Annotated in this window: 20 protein-coding genes; 3 read left to right on the top strand and 17 right to left on the bottom strand. The window is 49.4% G+C overall.

The genetic code is table 11. From position 1 onward, the window contains the following. Nucleotides 1–43 precede the first annotated feature (43 nt). The 10 genes from ACYVBJ_RS23570 to ACYVBJ_RS23525 form a co-directional block, all read right to left on the bottom strand. Nucleotides 44–478 (bottom strand): hypothetical protein, encoded by a 435-nt coding sequence (locus ACYVBJ_RS23570; RefSeq protein WP_460984748.1) that lies wholly within the window; start codon nt 476–478, stop codon nt 44–46. 26 nt (nt 479–504) lie between these two features. Further along, the gene (locus ACYVBJ_RS23565) at nt 505–969 is read right to left on the bottom strand and encodes a hypothetical protein (RefSeq protein ID WP_460984747.1); all 465 of its coding nucleotides are present in this window, start codon (nt 967–969) and stop codon (nt 505–507) included. Nucleotides 970–1,039: 70 nt separating this feature from the next. Continuing rightward, the gene (locus ACYVBJ_RS23560) at nt 1,040–1,612 is read right to left on the bottom strand and encodes an RNA polymerase sigma factor (RefSeq protein WP_460984746.1); all 573 of its coding nucleotides are present in this window, start codon (nt 1,610–1,612) and stop codon (nt 1,040–1,042) included. A 98-nt stretch (nt 1,613–1,710) separates the two neighbouring features. Beyond that, a complete protein-coding gene (locus ACYVBJ_RS23555) occupies nt 1,711–2,664 on the bottom strand; it encodes a transketolase family protein (protein WP_460984745.1) in 954 nt (317 codons plus the stop codon). A 203-nt stretch (nt 2,665–2,867) separates the two neighbouring features. Next, nucleotides 2,868–3,236, bottom strand: a complete 369-nt coding sequence (locus ACYVBJ_RS23550; protein ID WP_460984744.1) for a hypothetical protein — start codon at nt 3,234–3,236, stop codon at nt 2,868–2,870. Beyond that, nucleotides 3,230–4,216, bottom strand: coding sequence for an AAA family ATPase (locus ACYVBJ_RS23545; protein ID WP_460984743.1), 987 nt, complete (start codon nt 4,214–4,216; stop codon nt 3,230–3,232). Before ACYVBJ_RS23545 ends, ACYVBJ_RS23550 begins: the two co-directional genes overlap by 7 nt. 47 nt (nt 4,217–4,263) lie before the next feature. After that, a complete protein-coding gene (locus ACYVBJ_RS23540) occupies nt 4,264–5,121 on the bottom strand; it encodes a transketolase (RefSeq protein WP_460984742.1) in 858 nt (285 codons plus the stop codon). A 97-nt stretch (nt 5,122–5,218) separates the two neighbouring features. Beyond that, the gene (gene bcp / locus ACYVBJ_RS23535) at nt 5,219–5,668 is read right to left on the bottom strand and encodes a thioredoxin-dependent thiol peroxidase (protein WP_460984741.1); all 450 of its coding nucleotides are present in this window, start codon (nt 5,666–5,668) and stop codon (nt 5,219–5,221) included. Nucleotides 5,669–5,722: 54 nt separating this feature from the next. Next, the gene (locus tag ACYVBJ_RS23530) at nt 5,723–7,708 is read right to left on the bottom strand and encodes a M23 family metallopeptidase (protein ID WP_460985269.1); all 1,986 of its coding nucleotides are present in this window, start codon (nt 7,706–7,708) and stop codon (nt 5,723–5,725) included. A gap of 86 nt (nt 7,709–7,794) precedes the next feature. Next, nucleotides 7,795–8,406 carry a fumarylacetoacetate hydrolase family protein gene (locus tag ACYVBJ_RS23525; protein ID WP_460984740.1) on the bottom strand — a complete coding sequence of 204 codons (612 nt, stop codon included), beginning with the start codon at nt 8,404–8,406 and terminating at the stop codon, nt 7,795–7,797. 231 nt (nt 8,407–8,637) lie between these two features. Here ACYVBJ_RS23525 and ACYVBJ_RS23520 point away from each other — a divergent pair, with 231 nt between their 5' ends. Next, complete coding sequence (locus tag ACYVBJ_RS23520; protein WP_460984739.1) at nt 8,638–9,462, top strand: M48 family metallopeptidase; 825 nt, start codon at nt 8,638–8,640, stop codon at nt 9,460–9,462. Between the two features lie 67 nt (nt 9,463–9,529). On the opposite strand, the gene sucC is transcribed toward ACYVBJ_RS23520, so the two are convergent. Further along, the gene (gene sucC, locus ACYVBJ_RS23515) at nt 9,530–10,750 is read right to left on the bottom strand and encodes an ADP-forming succinate--CoA ligase subunit beta (protein ID WP_460984738.1); all 1,221 of its coding nucleotides are present in this window, start codon (nt 10,748–10,750) and stop codon (nt 9,530–9,532) included. Nucleotides 10,751–10,902: 152 nt separating this feature from the next. Between sucC and ACYVBJ_RS23510 the strand changes: the two genes are divergently transcribed. After that, nucleotides 10,903–11,562: an ABC transporter ATP-binding protein gene (locus ACYVBJ_RS23510; RefSeq protein ID WP_460984737.1), complete on the top strand. Its 660-nt coding sequence runs from the start codon at nt 10,903–10,905 to the stop codon at nt 11,560–11,562. 757 nt (nt 11,563–12,319) lie between these two features. On the opposite strand, the gene groL is transcribed toward ACYVBJ_RS23510, so the two are convergent. Further along, complete coding sequence (groL, locus tag ACYVBJ_RS23505) at nt 12,320–13,960, bottom strand: chaperonin GroEL (protein ID WP_460984736.1); 1,641 nt, start codon at nt 13,958–13,960, stop codon at nt 12,320–12,322. Between the two features lie 61 nt (nt 13,961–14,021). Continuing rightward, on the bottom strand, nt 14,022–14,318 hold the full coding sequence (locus ACYVBJ_RS23500) for a co-chaperone GroES (RefSeq protein ID WP_460975352.1): 297 nt from the start codon (nt 14,316–14,318) through the stop codon (nt 14,022–14,024). A gap of 250 nt (nt 14,319–14,568) precedes the next feature. On the opposite strand from ACYVBJ_RS23500, the gene ACYVBJ_RS23495 reads away from it, so the two are divergent. Next, nucleotides 14,569–15,276 (top strand): hypothetical protein, encoded by a 708-nt coding sequence (locus ACYVBJ_RS23495; RefSeq protein WP_460984735.1) that lies wholly within the window; start codon nt 14,569–14,571, stop codon nt 15,274–15,276. A 69-nt stretch (nt 15,277–15,345) separates the two neighbouring features. Here ACYVBJ_RS23495 and secG read toward each other — a convergent pair whose 3' ends face one another. The 4 genes from secG to ACYVBJ_RS23475 form a co-directional block, all read right to left on the bottom strand. Next, nucleotides 15,346–15,750 carry a preprotein translocase subunit SecG gene (gene secG / locus ACYVBJ_RS23490; protein WP_460984734.1) on the bottom strand — a complete coding sequence of 135 codons (405 nt, stop codon included), beginning with the start codon at nt 15,748–15,750 and terminating at the stop codon, nt 15,346–15,348. Nucleotides 15,751–15,804: 54 nt separating this feature from the next. Continuing rightward, on the bottom strand, nt 15,805–16,635 hold the full coding sequence (locus ACYVBJ_RS23485; protein ID WP_460984733.1) for a hypothetical protein: 831 nt from the start codon (nt 16,633–16,635) through the stop codon (nt 15,805–15,807). 122 nt (nt 16,636–16,757) lie between these two features. After that, the gene (gene lptE / locus ACYVBJ_RS23480) at nt 16,758–17,309 is read right to left on the bottom strand and encodes an LPS assembly lipoprotein LptE (protein WP_460984732.1); all 552 of its coding nucleotides are present in this window, start codon (nt 17,307–17,309) and stop codon (nt 16,758–16,760) included. Further along, nucleotides 17,290–18,639: a sigma-54 interaction domain-containing protein gene (locus ACYVBJ_RS23475; RefSeq protein WP_460985268.1), complete on the bottom strand. Its 1,350-nt coding sequence runs from the start codon at nt 18,637–18,639 to the stop codon at nt 17,290–17,292. The genes lptE and ACYVBJ_RS23475 overlap by 20 nt, the downstream gene beginning before the upstream one ends. Between the last annotated feature and the right edge of the window lie 11 nt (nt 18,640–18,650).

Raw genomic sequence — 18,650 nt, 5'->3', positions numbered from 1 at the left:
CGGCTCATTAAGGGCCGACCTTTTTTATGCATTTTTCGGTACGTTAGTTACTTTGGTTGTTGAGCCGATTCATCAATACCCGATTAAAGTCCCGTTCGGTTTTATACAGCTCATTTAGCTGGGCTGGCGTAATCACTTTCAGGAACCGACCCATATATTCCTCGTCTAAATCCGCCAGTTTCTGTTTTGTTGCGTTAATCTCGCGCAAACCATCTACCAGCTGGTTATTGTTCAGGTTGTTCCGTGAGGGTTCGTTGCCTAACTGACGAATGCGCCGATTTAGCTCATGCTTTTTGCCATTATACTCGTTATAAACCGCCCAGAACTGCGGAGCCTGGTCCGTGGTCAGGTTGAGCCGGTTGGTGATCATGGCAATCTTCGCTGATTCTATCTTCTGGCGTCCACTGGGGTCTTGTGCAATGCTCACATGAGCGAGTAACACAAACCCAATAAGCCAACTAATCCATGCCTTTCTCATCGTGGTAAAGTTAACCATTCGTAAAATCAGGAGCCAAGGGTTTCAGTTTCTGGTAGACCTTGCTCGTCAATAAATTGCTGAATGTCGGCGGGCTGAACATTTAAATAGTCAATTGCCGTTGTATCGCTGCCGAAGGTCGAACGAATCTGCTGGCTATCGGCCAGTTCGTAGGGGTCAACCCCCTGTTCATCCAGATAAGCCGCAATCACCTCGTTACTCACACCGCTCAACGCTTCGCTACCCAGCGACTCCTGCCGTTTAGGTAAGGTTTGCCAGATCAATACGGCAATCAGGCTTGCTCCAGCCATAGAGACTGCCGTACGCTGCCATGACCAGCTGATGGTAAACGCTGGTTTTGGCTTACGGGTTACACGGGTTTGTACCCGCGATGGTAAAGCATCGAAATAACCATCGGGCACCGAAAACGGCTGCTGCCGTAGCGGATGCTCGGGGGGAAGTTCATCAAGCCGAAAGACGTTTTTCTCGTTCATCGTATGCGTGTGTACAAGTCACACAATTTAGTTGCTGTTTCTGAATTGGACAGCCCGGAAGGGGTGAGGTTTAATCGTCCGTGCCAGAATTGTTGAGATAATCTTCAATTTTTTTAACGGCAAGGTGATACGACGCTTTTAGCGCTCCCACGGATGTACCGGTAATCGCTGAAATTTCTTCGTACTTCATATCGTCGAAATATTTCATGTTGAATACCAGTCGCTGTTTATCAGGCAGTTTTAGCAGCGCTTTCTGGAGTTTTAGCTGCACCTCTTCACCACTCGGGTCATTGCCCGACGTAACGTAGTCAGCGTTACTTTCCAGCTTCTCCATCAACTCACCTTCCACGTCGCCAATGGGCAGAAAAAAGCGTCGGCGCTTTTTGTTGAGGAAGTTCAGGCATTCGTTGGTGGCAATGCGGTATATCCACGTATATAACTGACTATCACCCCGAAACTGTTCCAGACTATTCCAGACTTTTATGAACGTTTCCTGCACCAAATCATCGGCATCATCGTGGTCGATGACCATCTTGCGGATATGCCAATAAATTTTCTGCTGATACTGTCGCACCAGCAGATTAAAGGCATAGTTCCGGCTTGATGGATCGCGATATTTAGCGAGGAGTTCTGCGTCAGTCATTCTTTATTCAGTAGTTGGAAGTGAGGAGCCAGAAGTGAGAATTTAGCTGGATCACCGAACAAAACATTCTCACTTCTGGCTCCTCACTCCTCACTACTTTATTTTCTAGCCATTACTTTTTTCACCTGCTCAACAATTTTGTCGGCGGTGAGGCCGTATTTTTTCATCAGTTCGTCGGGCGTAGCACTTTCGCCGAAGGTGTCGTTAACACCAACGTATTCGATCGGAGCAGGGTAGTTGCGAGCCAGTACCTGCGCTATGCTGTCGCCCAGGCCACCATTGATCATGTGCTCTTCGGCCGATACCGCGCAACCCGTCTTTTTCACCGATGCCAGAATCGCTTCTTCATCTAACGGTTTGATGGTGTGAATATTGATAATATCGGCTTCAATACCTTCCGCCGACAGGATTTCACCGGCTTTGATGGCTTCCCAAACCAGGTGACCTGTGCAGAAAATAGATACGGCATCGCCTTCGTTTACGTGCCACGCTTTACCAATCTCAAACTTCTGATCTGCTGGTGTAAACACAGGAATTACCGGGCGGCCAAAACGCAGATAAACGGGGCCTTCGTGATTGGCAATAGCGATGGTCGCGGCCTTGGTCTGGTTGTAATCACACGGATTAATAACCGTCATGTTCGGCAGCATTTTCATCATGCCCAGATCTTCCAGAATCTGGTGCGTCGCGCCATCTTCGCCCAATGTTAACCCCGCGTGTGAAGCACAGATTTTAACGTTCTTATTCGAGTAAGCAACCGACTGACGAATCTGGTCGTATACGCGGCCCGTCGCGAAGTTGGCAAACGTAGTGGCAAACGGAATTTTACCGCCGATGGTCAAACCTGCCGACACGCCGATCATGTTTGCTTCGGCGATACCACACTGAACGAACCGGTCGGGATTGTCTTTTATAAAGGCATCCAGTTTGAGCGAACCTGCCAGGTCAGCGGTCAGCGCAACAACATTCGGGTGCGTTTTGCCCAGTTCAGCAATACCAGCGCCAAAGCCTGAACGGGTGTCTTTCTTGTCGGTGTATTCGTATTTTTTCATAGTCAGTTCGCCAAAGCGAGGGTTTGCAGTTTAGTTAAAAAATAACGCGCCGAAGGGCAATTAGGGTGTTGAGCGGCCTGTTCGATCCTAAAGCCGTATTTGATCATACGTCTGGCCAGAATGGGCTTTGTACCAACACCCCGTCCTGTTTTACTCAAAAATAAATGACGAATCGTTTCAAACGGCTCGGCTTCATTTTCAGGTTACTCAAAGTGTACAGACTCGCCCAGCAGTTGGCTAAGTGTGGGAGAGTCAGCCAAAAACCAGGCTTCAGCTTCTTGTATGGCGACAACTATATGTTGATTGTGATATTCGCCAATACGTTGCCTTGTGGTGCTAACCGAAGCGTCTTTGTCAAGGTCCGTCAGTATAAAGATGACATCGGCACCACCTTGCTGAATAGCACTGCGCTTTTCGACAATGTTATGCGGTAGCAAGTTGCCATTTCCGTCGGCATCTGCAATTGGAAACACGCAGTTTACTTGTGACGTGTTCAACAAATCTTGAAAAGCGTCTGACTTCACAATTTTAACTTCCGTATCACCTTCGCAAATAAAACCGACGTTTACCATGCTAGCCCTCTATTTAACGCGTTTGTCAGCCAGGCTTCATCAACCCGCATGCCATGAAAATCTTCTTTTTTAAATTGTTTGACGGTTGTCGCTCCCTGCTTTTTTTCGACAACTACAAACTCTTCCGGCCTAACGCGCGAAGCCATTGACTGCGAATGTGTGTTGAGCCAAATGTAATGCCCTCGCTCTTCACACATAATTCTGAAGAAGTCAACTACTTCACCAGCAACCTGCGGATGAAGACCGTTTTCTGGCTCTTCAATGCAGAGAAATTGTGGTTTGTCATCGCTTTGGTAGACAGCTGTAAGCAGAGCCAAAATGTTGTACGTACCGTCCGAGATTAAGTCTTTAGTAAAAGGCTTTTCAGAAGCTAGCTCGTACCATAGCAATGTTTCATCACCACTGAATGGATTTGCTATGACTTCTACGCTTTTAAATTCAGGAACAAACAATTCAAGCCATTCGAAGACTTCATTCTTAAGTACATTATTTGATAGCACTCGCTTGAGTACTTTCTCAAGATTGTTGGCAGACAGCGATAGTTGATAATCGTCTGTGTAATTAAGTTTTTGCTTGCCATTTTGACCAACAAACAATCGAGAGAAATTAGCGAGCAACTGCTGAATTGCCTTAGGAGCATCTTCTTCTCCCCAGCGAGTCCCAGTAATTGTATATTCTTGTTGATTATTTAGGTTAGGGCGCTGTACGAGTTGAATTCTGGATGAATCACCTAAATAGAATTCAATCCGAATTTTATCTGATTTGCTACGTCTATTAATGAAAACGTCTTTGCCTCCAAATAAACTCTCAACAGTTCCTCGATTTGTTTTTGCAGATAAATTGAAAAACTCTAAAGCCTCGAAAATATTCGACTTGCCGGAGCCGTTGGGGCCGACAAAGACCGTGAACGGATTAGGCTCAATGAGCTCAATCCGTTCAATAGACTTGAAATTTTCGATGACTAAGCGTTTGATCTTCATCTGTTAATGGTGACAATGTAAAGTGTTACGTTGTCATAGATCATTAATTAATAATCTGTTACGCCAACCGATAATGGCAGACCGTTAAGGGCTTGTTGCAATTGCTCAGCATTCGGAGCGGTACCGTGCCATTTGTAATTACCGACCATGTAGTCGACGCCAAAGCCCATTTCGGTGTGCATCAAAATCAGCGTAGGTACGTCGGGGTTTTCCTGGGCTTTTTTCAGCGTCCGAATCACTTCGGCCATGTCGTTGCCTTCCATGGTCTCAACAAACCAGCCGAAGGCGCGGTATTTCTCGCCCAGGTCGCGGTTGCTGTTTACGTTATCCGTAGTCCCGTCGATCTGCGCATGGTTGAGGTCAATAATGGCGGTTAGGTTCCCTAACTTTTTGTTGGGCGCGAACTGAGCCGCTTCCCAAATCTGACCTTCCTGCTGCTCGCCATCGCCCATTAATACGTATACATGCTTATCATCGCCGTTGAGCTTCTTAGCATAAGCAGCCCCGCAGGCAACCGATAAACCCTGGCCCAGCGAACCCGATGCGATACGTACGCCCGGCAGGTGCTCGGCCGTGGTGGGGTGCCCTTGCAGGCGGCTGTTGAGTTTACGGAACGTAGCTAACTCTTCGAGCGGGAAATAACCGGCGCGCGCCAGTACTGAATACCAGACGGGCGAAATGTGGCCGTTCGACAGAAAGAAAAGATCTTCGTCATGTCCGTCCATCTCAAAAATGGGATTGCCATTTTCGTCTTGCTTCCGGCGCATGATGTCAAAATAAAGCGCAACGAAGAAATCGGTGCAGCCCAAAGAACCTCCGGGGTGACCTGAGTTAACGGCCGCAACCATGCGGAGAATGTCGCGCCGAACGGCGGTGGCAATACCTTCGAGTTTTTCTAGTTCCATAGTTTTTAGGAGTCAGAGGCCAGGAGTTAGGCGTAAGAAGGAATCCGCTAAACGACCCGTTCATTCTTACTTCGCGCGCCCTACCTCTTTCATATACTTATTTTAAAATTTGTTCTGCGTGTTTCTTGGTATCCACTTTACCGATAATGTCGGTAATTACCCCGTTTTCATCAATTAAAAATGTGGTTCGAACTGTACCCATGTACTTGCGGCCATACATCGCTTTTTCCTGCCATACGCCATAAGCTTCTACAAGCTGCTTGTCTGTATCCGCAATGAGCGCAAACGGTAGATCGTGTTTCTTGATAAACTTCTGGTGTGAGGTTTGGTTATCGATGCTTACGCCGAGCACTTCGTAACCGGCGGCCCTGAGTTCGGCGTAATTATCCCGTAAGCTACACGCCTGAGCTGTGCAGCCTGACGTATCGTCTTTGGGGTAAAAATACAGCAAGACCTTTTTGCCCCGATAATCAGACAGGCTGATGGGATGGCCATGCTGATCGGTGCTGCTAACGTCAGGGGCTGCATCGCCAATGGATAGACTCATAGAGTTAATCGGTTAAGGGTATTCAGGTTTCAGGTAAACGTTAAGGCGCTCTCGTTATCTTCTTTTCCGGCGTTTGGGACTGGTCTTTCGCACAACGGGCCGTGGTTCAGCAATGGTTGTTGTATCTGAGCCAATATTGCCTGACCGGTCTTTCACCTGTACAATCACTTCGTCCCCGGCTTCAAACGGTTGCTCAGGGTCAAGCTTATCCGACCAGAGCAGCGCACGCTTATAATCATATTGCATCAATACCCACTCGCCGTTGACCAAAGCCCGGAACTGCGCAATCCCCGACAGATCGTCACGAATGCGGGCTGAGATACCGGCGGGTGTCGCCGACAGAATCTCAACGGTCGGCGGGTTGACATCCGTTAGCAACTGAAACCTGCCCAGCGATCGTGTCTTGAACTCAATCTGCCCTTTGTTCCAGGTGCCACCCAGAAAACTCTCGCGTCCACCACTCGTCCAGTACGCTTTTGTTCGCATCGTATCGATTGCAATCGGATAGTTGGGTTTATACTGCACCGTCAGGTAATCGTTAATCGGAATTGTCGGCTGATTGATTTCCAAACCGCCCCCAGGCACCGGCCGCATGGCCAGATGTAACGTATCGAACAGCGTTCTGGGGCCAAATTCAAGCCGTGTGTTCCCGTCTACAAACACTTCGCTCCGGCCCGGTACGATGCGTTTCTTGAAATTTGTACGGACCACACCGCGCCCGAACTGTACCGAATCCGGCAATGTCTGGCGCAAATCTATGAGATAAACCGCTTGGTTGTTACGTACGTAGCTAATCGGTTGCTCAACAAACGTTCGGCCTGAGTACAGTTTGGCCATGGGTGGGTTCGTTAGCGAGACATTCCGAACCGTTAGCTTCAGGACGTTTTCATCGGTCGTGATGGTCGCCGTAGGTAGAGCTTTAACGGATTCCTCAGGGGCTTCATCGACATACTGATCATTGGCCGCTATCGAATCGCTACGTAACCCGTCGGCTTGCGGCAGCTCGGGCAGGATCGTAAAGGTGAGCCGGGCCGCGTGATCATACGCATCGAAGAGAGTCAGGGTAACTTCATGTGGTTTGCCATCGAGCAACGGCAGTCGCCCCCGGTAGGCTGCGTTACTCGGCAGCTTGTACAGATTTAATACGTTCCCATCGGCAATATACGCCCGGTGGTAACGCTGGCCGGTCGTCTGCTCCACTTCGTAGTTTTCGTGGACGTTCATGAAGCGGGTCAGCTCGTTGGGAAAGCTGTTCATATTGTAGGCGAACACTTCCCGACCATCGAGCCGGATTTCCAGACAGCTGATGCCGTTTCGATACGGTGACCCGCTGGTTTTGTCGTAACCGAGCACCTCCAGACCGATCAGACCTGAGGCTGTAATGGGTTGCGTAATGACATATGAGCCATCGGCCCGCCTGACCGGAACGTAACTTGCTCGCTGGTACTCGCCGTTGACGCGCGATGTGGGGGTCATCGTCTTTAAAGCAATTCGCTCGAAATACGGCGGTACGTCATCCTGAAGTTCGGAAAAGCCGTATAAGAGCGGATTGATGAGGTTGTCGTTGGCATCGCGCACTTCAAAATGCAGGTGCGGACCACCCGAACCGCCGGTATTACCCGAAGCCGCCACTACGTCTCCTTTTTTTACCGGAAACTGATTCGGGGCCGGACGAAGATCTATCTCAAACGTTTTCTTCTCGTACTGCTGCTCACGAAGGTAGGTGCCGAGGGTGTCTTTGAGGGCTTTGAGGTGACCATAAACGGTTGTCAGACCGTTGGGGTGTTTAATAAAAATAACATTCCCGTAGCCGCCGGTAAAAACAGCGATGCGTGATACGTATCCATCAGCAGCCGCATGGACATCAAGCCCTTCGCGCCCACCGGTCCGGATGTCCAGACCCGCGTGAAAATGGTTCGCGCGCAGATCGCCCAGTCCACCCGACAGCGAATTGGTAGCGCCCGGCATAATGGGAAACATGAAATAGCCAACGTTCGGTTGAATCAGCAGGTTAGCCGACGCTTTAGGCAGATTGGGCATGGTCTGGCCCACGGCTACGCTGAGACCAAACAATACGCCAAGCGCCTGATAAATCAGAAGCCGTTTCACAGGCAGAAAAGAAACCTTCATTTTACGTCAAACGTGAGCATCGGCTGATCTTCAATATAAGCTGTCAGGCGGTCGCCGATCTGTACAGGGCCAACCCCTTTCGGCGTGCCCGTAAAGAGAATGTCGCCCTGCTGCAGCAGGAAGTATCTGGATACAAATGAGATCAGATAATCAATTTTGAAGAGCATCAGACTGGTGTTGCCCTGCTGGCGGGTCTCACCGTTTACGTCGAGCCGGAAGTTCAGATTTTGCAGGTCCGGGAAGTCCGTCTTAGGTACGAAACCTGAAACAGGAGCCGAGCCATTAAACCCTTTGGCCAGCTCCCAGGGCAGACCTTTTGCTTTCAACCTACTCTGAACATCACGGGCCGTAAAGTCAATCCCGACCCCGATCTCGTCGTAATATTTATGCGCGAATTTTTCGTCGATATTTTTGCCAACCCGATTGATCTTCACCAGAATTTCAACTTCGTGGTGCACATCGGTCGAAAAGCTTGGGTAAAAAAACGGCTCGTTTCTCAGTGGAATGGCCGTTTCAGGTTTCATGAAAATAACCGGATCGTCGGGCTGTTCGTTGTTAAGCTCTTTTATGTGTTCGACGTAATTGCGGCCAACGCAGATAAGTTTCATGCGGTAAAAGTTAGTAGGTGTCAGCAGCGTCTCATCTGGTCTATCTATAGCGCAAATGACGTAACGACTATATTGAGTGAGAATAGACTGACCTTTTAAACTATTCGAAAGGCCACAAATCTAATCACTAAAGAGGGGCTGACCGCGCCCGTTCGGAAATAATCTGAACAAATCAGACCTCTTAGGGGTCATATATCGTCAGAAGAAACCATTCAACAAAAACACAAAAAGATGAGAAAGGCATTATATGGTATGCTGGTACTAGTCGGTTTAGTGACCGCCTGCGCTCGGGTGCCGCTAACGGGCCGCCGGCAATTGCTGCTTGTGCCCAATGATCAGATGCTGGCCCTGAGTAGTCAGCAGTACAAGCAGTTTATTGATACCAGTCGAGTTGTGCGCACGGGTGACGCCGAAATGGTTCGGCGCGTAGGAACCCGCATTCGCCAGGCTGTTGAACAATACCTGAACTCGAACAACCTCAGTAGTCGGTTAGAAGGGTTTAACTGGGAATATAATCTGGTGCAAAGCCCGGAGGTTAACGCCTGGTGTATGCCTGGTGGTAAGATCGTAGTGTACTCGGGCATATTGCCTTATACACAGAACGAAGCGGGGCTGGCTACCGTAATGGGCCACGAAGTTTCGCACGCGATTGCCGAACACGGGAACGAGCGCATGAGCGAAAGTTTGGTGGCCAATGGCTTAATGCAGGTAGGGCAGGCGTATTTAGGATCAAGGGCACAGCAAAGTTCAACGACTAGAGCCTTGTTGATGCAGGCGGTTGGTGCTGGTCTTCCCGCTGCTTACCAGGTTGGACGTGCCCTGCCTCATAGCCGGAGTCAGGAGTCAGAAGCGGATCACCTGGGGCTGATTTTCATGGCAATGGCTGGGTACAATCCGCAGGAAGCAATTGATTTCTGGTCGCGCATGGCTAAAGCCAGCGCTGGAAAGGCACCCGCTGAGTTTTTATCGGATCACCCCTCTGACCAACGCCGTATCAGCGACTTGCAGAAATTACTTCCCGATGCGATGAAGTATTACAACCGCCGGAATAGTTAATGCGACAGCAAGCGTAAACGCAAAAAGCCGGGGCACATACCCCGGCTTTTGTATTGTAGGAAACGCGTTACGCGACTTCTTTCAGCACTTGTTCTACTTTCTCGGCGGCTTCTTTCAGTAACACGGCTGAATATACTTTCAGCCCCGATTCGTCGATGATGCGGGCACCTTCTTCGGCGTTTGTGCCCTGCAGACGAACGATGATCGGTATGTTGATGTCGCCAATGGCTTTGTAGGCTTCAACGACACCTGTAGCGACGCGGTCGCAACGCACAATACCACCAAAAATGTTGATCAGGATGGCTTTTACGTTTGGATCTTTCAGGATGATCCGGAAGCCCGCTTCAACCGTTTTGGCGTTCGCTCCGCCCCCAACATCGAGGAAGTTGGCTGGCTCGCCACCCGACAGTTTGATAATGTCCATAGTCGCCATCGCCAGACCCGCACCGTTTACCATACAGCCTACGTTGCCGTCAAGCTTTACGTAGTTGAGGTCATTGGCACTGGCTTCCACTTCGAGAGGGTCTTCTTCCGAAATATCACGCAGGTTGGCTAAATCCGGGTGACGATACAAGGCGTTATCATCCAGGTTCACTTTAGCATCGACCGCCAGGATTTTGTTGTCCGAGGTTTTTAAAACTGGATTGATTTCGAACATGGAAGCATCCGTGTCAACGTATGCTTTATACAGCGATGTAACGAATTTCACCATTTCTTTGAAGGCTTCCCCTTCAAGTCCCAGGCCGAATGCTACTTTACGAGCCTGGAAAGGCTGCAAGCCGACCGCTGGGTCGATCCATTCTTTTATGATTTTTTCGGGCGTTTTTTCGGCCACTTCTTCAATGTCCATACCGCCTTCGGTGCTGGCCATGATGACGTTACAAGCCTTCGTACGATCGAGCAGGATACTGATGTACATTTCTTTCGGCTCCGATGCGCCGGGGTAGAACACGTCCTGAGCAACCAGCACCTTATTTACCTTTTTGCCTTCGGGGCCGGTTTGGTGGGTCACGAGTACGTTACCAATCAGATTTTTAGCGATGTCACGTACATCGTCGACAGATTTGGCCAGGGCGACACCCCGCTGCTCAGAGCCGACAATTTTTCCTTTACCCCGTCCGCCCGCATGGATCTGCGATTTGACGACGACAAACTTTGAACCGGACTGCGCCATGATCTGCTTGGCAGCTTCGACGGCTTTTTCGGGCGATTCGGCAACAATGCCTTCCTGAATCCGTACGCCGTATTTTTTCAGAATTTCTTTACCCTGATACTCGTGTATATTCATGACAACTGCAACAAGGAGAGTTGGAAATCGTATTTTTGGCGGCAAATTAGTACGAAATGATGAATGATGAACGATAAATAACAAACTGATGTCGGTTGTGCCATCGTTCGTAGTCTTTATCGTTTATCGTTTATCACTCACCAATCTCAGAAATGCCCCTGCTGCAAACTACAGATCTGCATCGAAACTACGGTGAACTGCCGGTTCTTAAAGGAATAAATTTAACCATTGAATCAGGCGAAGTAGTATCAATTGTCGGTGCATCGGGTGCTGGTAAAACCACGCTGCTCCAAATTCTGGGCACGCTTGATCGGCCCGATTCGGGCGAACTGCACATTACCGGGCAGAACGTTTTTACGTTAAACGACCGGCAGTTAGCTCGTTTCCGGAATGAGCGTATCGGCTTTGTTTTTCAGTTCAATAACTTACTCCCCGAATTCACAGCGCTCGAGAATGTTTGTCTGCCCGGATTTATCGCCGGTAAGGACGAAAAGGCCGTTCGGGAACGGGCCCAATCACTGCTTTCTATGCTTGGCCTGCGTGACCGCATGAGCCACTTGCCTTCCCAAATGTCGGGTGGTGAGCAGCAACGGACAGCCGTTGCCCGAGCCTTAATCAATGAACCGGCTATCGTATTTGCTGATGAACCCAGTGGTAACCTGGATTCGCGTAACGCCGAGGAACTCCACCAGTTGTTTTTTCGACTTCGAAGCGAACTCGGTCAAACGTTTATTATTGTAACGCACAATGAAGCCTTAGCTGCCCTGGCCGACCGAATTGTCACAATTAGGGACGGTTTGCTCTTTACTTAGTTTTGCCCAAAATTAATGACAGTAATCTAGTATATATGTAGGGACTTGAGAGGTGCTTGAGTAAGTATATCTACTTAAAAATATTGCAAAGCTATCCTTCAAATAAATGTTTAATGTGTTGATAAACAGGACTGTAAAGAATTTACAAAAAATTATTTTAGGAAAAAGAATCAATCTTTATTATTTTTGTTTTATAATTGTGTCGAAAAGAAAAGTTTTTCATAACGTTGAGTAAATCAGAAAGCCAAGAGAGTATCTCGCTTGGCTTTTTTGTTTTCCATACTTTCTGCTAAGCGCAGCCCTAAGAGGGCTTTTTTTATGCCCATTGCTGCTGGTGGCATTCGTTACGACATAGCCCCGCGAACTAGCCAGTACGTCTGCTCAACAGCCAGTTCAGCGACATTGTAAAGCCAACCCGTACGTCCTTAGTCTACATAAGGTGCGGTGTGCTGCCATCCAGGAGCTGGGACACATTAGCGAACCAAACATCTCTCTGTTTCTTCCGGCTTTAGAATGAATATACCGGACAGTCTAAAAGTAAGCCTGCCGGTCTTGCCGCCTATATTAGAGGGGATGCTTACTTCTTCGTGTCACGCTCAAACCGACAGTCAGCAATGCGCTGGCAGAACTCATAAAAGGCTTCATTAGAAAGAGCGTATTTCATGCTGCGATTGCTTCTATCGAAGTGAATTTCTGTAAACGCAAAAAGCGCCCCCATTCTTTCGAACAGGGGCGCTTTGTATAGGATAAGCGATGATTACATCATGCCGCCCATGCCGCCACCGCCGTGCATACCAGCGCCAGCACCAGCCGGAGTTTCCTCTGGTTCGTCAGCGATTACGCACTCGGTCGTCAGCAGTAAGCCAGCGATCGATGCTGCATTCTCAAGAGCAAGACGGGTTACTTTTTTCGGGTCAATGATACCAGCTGCGAACAGATCTTCGAACGTATCGTTCTTCGCGTTGTAGCCGAAACCACCCTGGCCATCTTTCACCTTGTTCACAACAACCGAACCTTCGCCACCGGCGTTGGCTACGATCGTGCGTAGTGGTGATTCGAGCGCCTGACGGATGATGTTGATACCGGTTTTCTCGTCTTCGTTGATCGAGTTAACGCCGTCAAGAGCTGGGATAGCGCGGATCAGGGCGATACCACCACCGGTTACGATACCTTCTTCAACGGCAGCGCGGGTTGCGTGCAGCGCATCGTCAACACGGTCTTTCTTTTCTTTCATTTCTACTTCGGTAGCAGCACCGATGTAGAGGATAGCCACACCACCCGACAGTTTGGCCAGACGCTCCTGCAATTTCTCGCGGTCGTAATCTGACGTCGTGTTCTCGATCTGAGCTTTGATCTGGTTAACGCGACCGGTGATGTCTTCTTTCTGACCAACACCGTTAACGATGGTCGTGTTGTCTTTATCGATCAGGATTTTCTCGCACTGACCCAGATAGTCGATCGATGCGTTTTCCAGTTTGAAGCCGCGCTCTTCGCTGATCACCTGACCACCGGTCAAGATGGCGATATCTTCCAGCATCGCTTTCCGGCGATCACCAAAGCCCGGAGCCTTCACGGCGGCAACTTTCAGCGCACCCCGAATTTTGTTTACAACCAGCGTAGCCAAAGCTTCACCGTCAACATCTTCAGCGATGATCAGCAGCGGACGGCCGGTTTGGGCAACCTGCTCCAGAACTGGAAGCAGTTCTTTCATCGACGAAACTTTCTTTTCCGAGATCAGGATGAACGGACGATCCAGTTCAGCTTCCATTTTCTCGGTATTCGTTACGAAATAAGGAGAGAGGTAACCCCGGTCAAACTGCATACCTTCAACGGTTTTTACTTCCGTTTCGGTACCGCGCGCTTCTTCTACCGTGATAACGCCTTCTTTGCCCACTTTCTTCATGGCTTCGGCAATCATGGTACCGATTTCTTCGTCGTGGTTAGCCGAGATAGTAGCTACCTGCGCGATTTTACCAAAATCGTCACCAACCGTTTGTGCCTGTTCCGACAAATTAGCCGTTACAGCCAGAACGGCTTTATCAATACCCCGTTTCAGGTCCATTGGGTTTGCACCAGCCGCTACGTTCTTCGCGCCGATCGAGTAGATCGCCTGCGCCAGAACGGTTGCAGTTGTGGTACCGTCACCAGCTGAATCAGCCGTTTTCGACGCTACCTCTTTCACCAACTGAGCACCCATGTTTTCCATGGCGTCCTTCAGTTCAATTTCTTTAGCGACCGTCACACCATCTTTGGTGATAGCTGGCGAGCCGAATTTTTTGTCAAGAATTACGTTCCGACCTTTAGGACCCAGGGTTACTTTTACGGCATCTGCCAGGGTATCGACACCCTTCTTGATACGCTCACGCGCTTCGGTATCGAAGAAAATTTTCTTAGCCATTGTACTTTTAATCGTTTTGGATTACAAAAAACGTTTGCTTACGTAGTGTGAGCAATGAAAATTAGATAATCGCGAAGATGTCAGATTCGCGCATGATGAGATACTCTTTGCCATCAACGGTGATTTCCGTACCAGCATATTTGCCATAGAGTACTGTATCGCCAACCTGTACGGTTAGCGGCTCATCTTTCTTGCCTGCACCAACGGCCACGACCGTACCGCGCTGGGGTTTTTCTTTTGCCGTGTCAGGGATGATGATCCCGAACGAGGTTTTTTCTTCGGCCGGAGCTGCTTCTACCAGCACCCGGTCAGCCAGCGGTTTCACGTTCACTTTAACGCTTTCCGTTTCTGCTACCATGATAATGAGTTGATTAAGGTTACTATTTATTTGTGTACTAAAATTACACGACACATTCGGCTTGCCAATTACTGTGCCAATCCGGAAAACTGTCAAAATTTCAGGATACGTACTGACAGTCTGCCACTCCGTGTTTTGTTAGAGTTTATTCGGGAGAATGCATAGTTTCACTGAATAACATTTGGCAACTCCGCTTAAATTGATTAGTTTAAGACTATCAAACGCTGACAGAGCGCTGTTTTTAGAGTCTATGAAAAAATTGCAGTCTGATTGGTTTACGCAAAATTGGCTTGATGCCGAATACCAGAGATATGTCGTGATGGCATACTTGCAGGCCGTCCGGCAAAATTTTGATCATGACAAACTTTGCCCTGATTTGCCCGAACTTCGTACCCACTACGACGCTGGCGTTCGTTTTTCGAGGGGCAAAGGTACGTTAAATGCCGCGTTTCCCAAGCGGATAAGTGGTGTAACCGGACCGCCCCCACGTATTGAGTATAAATCCGAGGTAACAGACGATGAATTCATGGCAGAAGTTGACGAAATTATGAACTTCGCATTACCCCGATTCCAGGCTATGCTTACGGAGGGGCAGCAACGCTGGGCGGATATTGCCGGATCGCTGACGCTGGCACCGATCGGCCTTATGCCGTTGCGACCGAAAGAAGGATACCTGCTGCTACACGCTACCAGTCATAATGAAACGCAGGTTTATTATTTCTGCCTGACACTATATTCGGAGCAGGAGCCAGGCGGCCGTGTGGTGAAGCTGCGGTACGTGGAAGCCATCCAGAAAGGAGTAGCCAATACGTTCGAAAACATGAAGCTCGATCTGATCCGGCGGTACCGTCACCTGCCTAATCCGGCAACGTTTATGCTCGAAAGCCAACAGACGTATCCTGTGCAGGAAACATTGTTGCCAATCGCTCAGCAGTTATTGGCGCAGGCCGTGTCCTAAGTTCTGATACAAACGCAAAAAGCCGACTTTATAGTCGGCTTTTTGCGTTTGCTGAAAAACGTATCGTGCTTACTTCTGGGGCGTCAAGGCCGATGTAGAAGCGCCCGGTGTTTGAGCACCCGGAGCGGCCTGACTTGGCGCTGCGCCGGTAGCGGCACTTGGTGCCGGAGTTGGAGCCGCTGCGCCTGGCAGCGTTTGGGTTTGTGCCCGGTCGACGTTAACGCTGTTGATACCAGCGGTCGTGTTACGATCGACCATAATGTAAGACGCCAGCGACAGAACCATAACGCCAATACCGAGGCCCCAGGTAATCTGCTCAAGTAAATCCGTTGTTTTCTTAACCCCCATCAGCTGGTTCGAACCGAGGCCGCCGAATTCGCCAGCTAATCCTCCGCCTTTTGAGTTTTGAATGAGCACAATCAGAATCAATAAGACGGTGAGAATGCAAATGAGGACAATAATTGCCGTTATCATGTAAAGAGTTTCTAAATGTTCGGTTAATGTCTGTCAGGTTTGGAGATTGACAAACTACTGCTTAGGTATACCCTGACCTTTCTCCAATTCACTGATTTTTGCCGCAAAGTACGCGTTTTTCTCTGGATTTTTAACTATCAGCTTCTCGTATATTTCGCGGGCTTTATCGAATTTGCCTTGTTTCTCTAATATCTTGGCAAAGCTCTCCGTTACGAAACCGCTGCCAACCGGCTTTGCGCGTTTCGTTAAGTCTTCCTGGTCAACGGGTTCGCCAAGTTTGTTACGTACCGGAGAGATACGGGGTTCTTTCTTAATAAAGTTATCAATCAGGTCCAGTTGGCGCTGGCGTTCCAGGTCGGTTGCCGATAACGTAGGCGGAGCAGGAACCGCTTCGGCAATCTGCACCAGTTCATTCTGGAGGTTGGTTTCGGCCAGCGTCATGTCCTCCGGAGTCGGTACGGTTGTCGTTGAGTCTGGCTCCGACCGCTCGGGTAGCCGCAGCAGGGCTAATTTGGGAAAACTCGTGCTTAATCCAGCTTTCGATTTAAAAAAGGCGTAGCTCTCCTGCTGGTAATCTTCCGGAATCGGTACGTGTTTAGCTGATAGCTCATTCAACCTGGTGAGCAGATTCTCCGACCACTGAAATTCGTTGTCGATCAGCTTACGTAACGCGTTGCGGCTCAAGGCATGTGCTGCCGCCTGTCGTATATACGTAACCGTCTGACTCCGATGGTGCACAGAAGCCGCTTTTGCCGTTAGCGTATAAAGCGGCTGACAGTAGGGATACTGCGCCAGACTTTCCTGCAACTGAATAAAATCAGTTGCCGTAAGATCGTCCGGATGGGTTACCCAGTAGGAAAAGGTTTCTTTATCGAGGGCCAGCACGGAGGGAAGGTATTGCTTTACGGGTTATGTACTCTAAATCGGAAACGCGGATGCGTTTGCTCAGCAACCATGCGAAAGTACGTCTTTGCGCGGTAATTCGCATAGCGGACGAGGTAAATCTTTTACCAGTCAGCCGCCGTTTTGTTGAAAATGTCAAGCACGATCTGATCCAGGATTTTGGGCACCAGTCGGCTCTCGTTCTGGCTCAGCGTTTGATTCTGCGGGAAGTCCTGGTAGAAAGAAAACGACTGCTCAAAATTTTTGCTTTCGTCCTTATTGTTATAAAAGCGAGCCAGTACGGTGATTTGTAGTCGGTTCACACCGGCCTGATCCTGGGCCGTTGGCGCTACGGCCAGCAGGTCGTAACCCGTGATGTTGCCTTCCAGCACCATGTCGCCATTGGCGGGTAAGACTTTCAGGTTGGTGTATCGCTGGTAGTATTCTTTTAGCTTTTCGTTGAACGTAAGGGGCAGGTTTGCCGGGCCGCCCGCCGTTGCCAAAACAAAATTGTTTACCGTTACCGATTTTATATCCGGCGATAACGTAGTACCAGTGAATGAATACACGCCACAGGAGGAAATAAATACCGCAGCGTTGATACTAAGGAACACGAATACCAGCAGGCGGCTCCATCGAACGCCTTTACCGGTTAACTCACTCTTCGTCAATTTCATACTGTTTAATCTTCCGATATAACGTTCGCTCCGAGATGCCAAGTGCCTGTGCTGCGTATTTCCGTTTGTTATTATTCCGTCGGAGCGCTTTCAGGATCATTTCTTTTTCCTGCCGTTCGAGCGAAAGCGAATCATCTTCTTCGGTTTCGTGGGTAACGTCTTCGACCGTTACGTCGTTGATGTCGCCGTCTACGTCGTCGAAGATTTGAACGGGCGGGTGACTGTTATACGTTTCGGAAGGTGGAGTATCGGAGCGGGGCGCTCCGTTAACGGCCGGAAGGTAGCGGCTCATACTGCCATCAGTACCACCTTCGCCATCCGATGGAATCGAGTCGAACAGATCGCGGTGATTATGTAAAATCTGACGCCCGTCCAGTTCATTACCCAGTACGTCCCTGACCAGTTTCTTCAGCTCGTTTACGTCCCGGCGCATATCGAACAGGACTTTGTACAGCAGTTCACGCTCTGAAAAGTTGTCGGTGTTCGCACCACCAGCCGCGTGCGGGAATAAGGCTAAGGCTCGGTTGGGATGCTGAGACTGGGGTAGGTATTTACCTAATATGTCGGCTTCGAGGGGTTTGTTCTGCTCCGACTCCAGAATGGACACCTGCTCCGCAATGTTTTTCAGTTGCCGGATGTTGCCGGGAAACGGGTAGTTGATAAGTAGCTGGTTTGCCCCTTCGGTCAGCTGCAACGGCTTGATCCGGTAGCGCTCGGCAAAATCAGTCGTAAACTTCCGGAATAGCAGCTCGATGTCCGTACCGCGTTCACGCAGGGGTGGAACATAGATTGGTACGGTGTTCAGCCGGTAATACAAATCCTCCCGAAACTTACCTTTTTCGACCGCATCCAGCAGGTTGACATTGGTGGCCGCAACCACGCGCACGTCGGTTTTCTGCGTTTTCGATGAGCCGACGCGAATGAATTCGCCGTTCTCCAGAACGCGTAGCAAACGAGCCTGAGTGCCGAGGGGCATCTCGCCGATTTCATCTAAGAAAATCGTACCGCCATTGGTCGTTTCAAAGTAACCTTTGCGCGAGTCAACAGCCCCGGTAAATGAGCCTTTTTCGTGACCAAATAATTCTGAATCAATCGTTCCTTCGGGAATGGCCCCGCAGTTGATGGCGATGAACTGGCCGTGTTTGCGGGCACTTAAGCTGTGAATAATTTTAGAAAACGATTCTTTACCGCTGCCGCTTTCGCCCGTAATCAGCACCGTTAAATCGGTCGCCGAGACCTGCATGGCTACGTTGATGGCGTAGTTGAGGGCAGGGGCGTTACCGATTATACCGAAGCGCTGTTTAACGGATTGTATTTCCTGATTGTTCATTAAGTCATTGG

Source organism: Spirosoma fluminis (genome assembly GCF_054778895.1).
Note: the sequence above shows the minus strand (reverse complement) of the source record. Positions and strands in the feature narration are given on the sequence as shown.

Excerpts from the sequence above, each read along its gene's own strand:
- ACYVBJ_RS23570 (WP_460984748.1), bottom strand. The coding sequence starts at position 478 with ATGAGAAAGGCATGGATTAGTTGGCTTATTGGGTTTGTGTTACTCGCT.
- ACYVBJ_RS23565 (WP_460984747.1), bottom strand. The coding sequence starts at position 969 with ATGAACGAGAAAAACGTCTTTCGGCTTGATGAACTTCCCCCCGAGCAT.
- ACYVBJ_RS23560 (WP_460984746.1), bottom strand. The coding sequence starts at position 1,612 with ATGACTGACGCAGAACTCCTCGCTAAATATCGCGATCCATCAAGCCGG.
- ACYVBJ_RS23555 (WP_460984745.1), bottom strand. The coding sequence starts at position 2,664 with ATGAAAAAATACGAATACACCGACAAGAAAGACACCCGTTCAGGCTTT.
- ACYVBJ_RS23550 (WP_460984744.1), bottom strand. The coding sequence starts at position 3,236 with ATGGTAAACGTCGGTTTTATTTGCGAAGGTGATACGGAAGTTAAAATT.
- ACYVBJ_RS23545 (WP_460984743.1), bottom strand. The coding sequence starts at position 4,216 with ATGAAGATCAAACGCTTAGTCATCGAAAATTTCAAGTCTATTGAACGG.
- ACYVBJ_RS23540 (WP_460984742.1), bottom strand. The coding sequence starts at position 5,121 with ATGGAACTAGAAAAACTCGAAGGTATTGCCACCGCCGTTCGGCGCGAC.
- bcp (WP_460984741.1), bottom strand. The coding sequence starts at position 5,668 with ATGAGTCTATCCATTGGCGATGCAGCCCCTGACGTTAGCAGCACCGAT.
- ACYVBJ_RS23530 (WP_460985269.1), bottom strand. The coding sequence starts at position 7,708 with ATGCCCAATCTGCCTAAAGCGTCGGCTAACCTGCTGATTCAACCGAAC.
- ACYVBJ_RS23525 (WP_460984740.1), bottom strand. The coding sequence starts at position 8,406 with ATGAAACTTATCTGCGTTGGCCGCAATTACGTCGAACACATAAAAGAG.
- ACYVBJ_RS23520 (WP_460984739.1), top strand. The coding sequence starts at position 8,638 with ATGAGAAAGGCATTATATGGTATGCTGGTACTAGTCGGTTTAGTGACC.
- sucC (WP_460984738.1), bottom strand. The coding sequence starts at position 10,750 with ATGAATATACACGAGTATCAGGGTAAAGAAATTCTGAAAAAATACGGC.
- ACYVBJ_RS23510 (WP_460984737.1), top strand. The coding sequence starts at position 10,903 with ATGCCCCTGCTGCAAACTACAGATCTGCATCGAAACTACGGTGAACTG.
- groL (WP_460984736.1), bottom strand. The coding sequence starts at position 13,960 with ATGGCTAAGAAAATTTTCTTCGATACCGAAGCGCGTGAGCGTATCAAG.
- ACYVBJ_RS23500 (WP_460975352.1), bottom strand. The coding sequence starts at position 14,318 with ATGGTAGCAGAAACGGAAAGCGTTAAAGTGAACGTGAAACCGCTGGCT.
- ACYVBJ_RS23495 (WP_460984735.1), top strand. The coding sequence starts at position 14,569 with ATGAAAAAATTGCAGTCTGATTGGTTTACGCAAAATTGGCTTGATGCC.
- secG (WP_460984734.1), bottom strand. The coding sequence starts at position 15,750 with ATGATAACGGCAATTATTGTCCTCATTTGCATTCTCACCGTCTTATTG.
- lptE (WP_460984732.1), bottom strand. The coding sequence starts at position 17,309 with ATGAAATTGACGAAGAGTGAGTTAACCGGTAAAGGCGTTCGATGGAGC.
- ACYVBJ_RS23475 (WP_460985268.1), bottom strand. The coding sequence starts at position 18,639 with ATGAACAATCAGGAAATACAATCCGTTAAACAGCGCTTCGGTATAATC.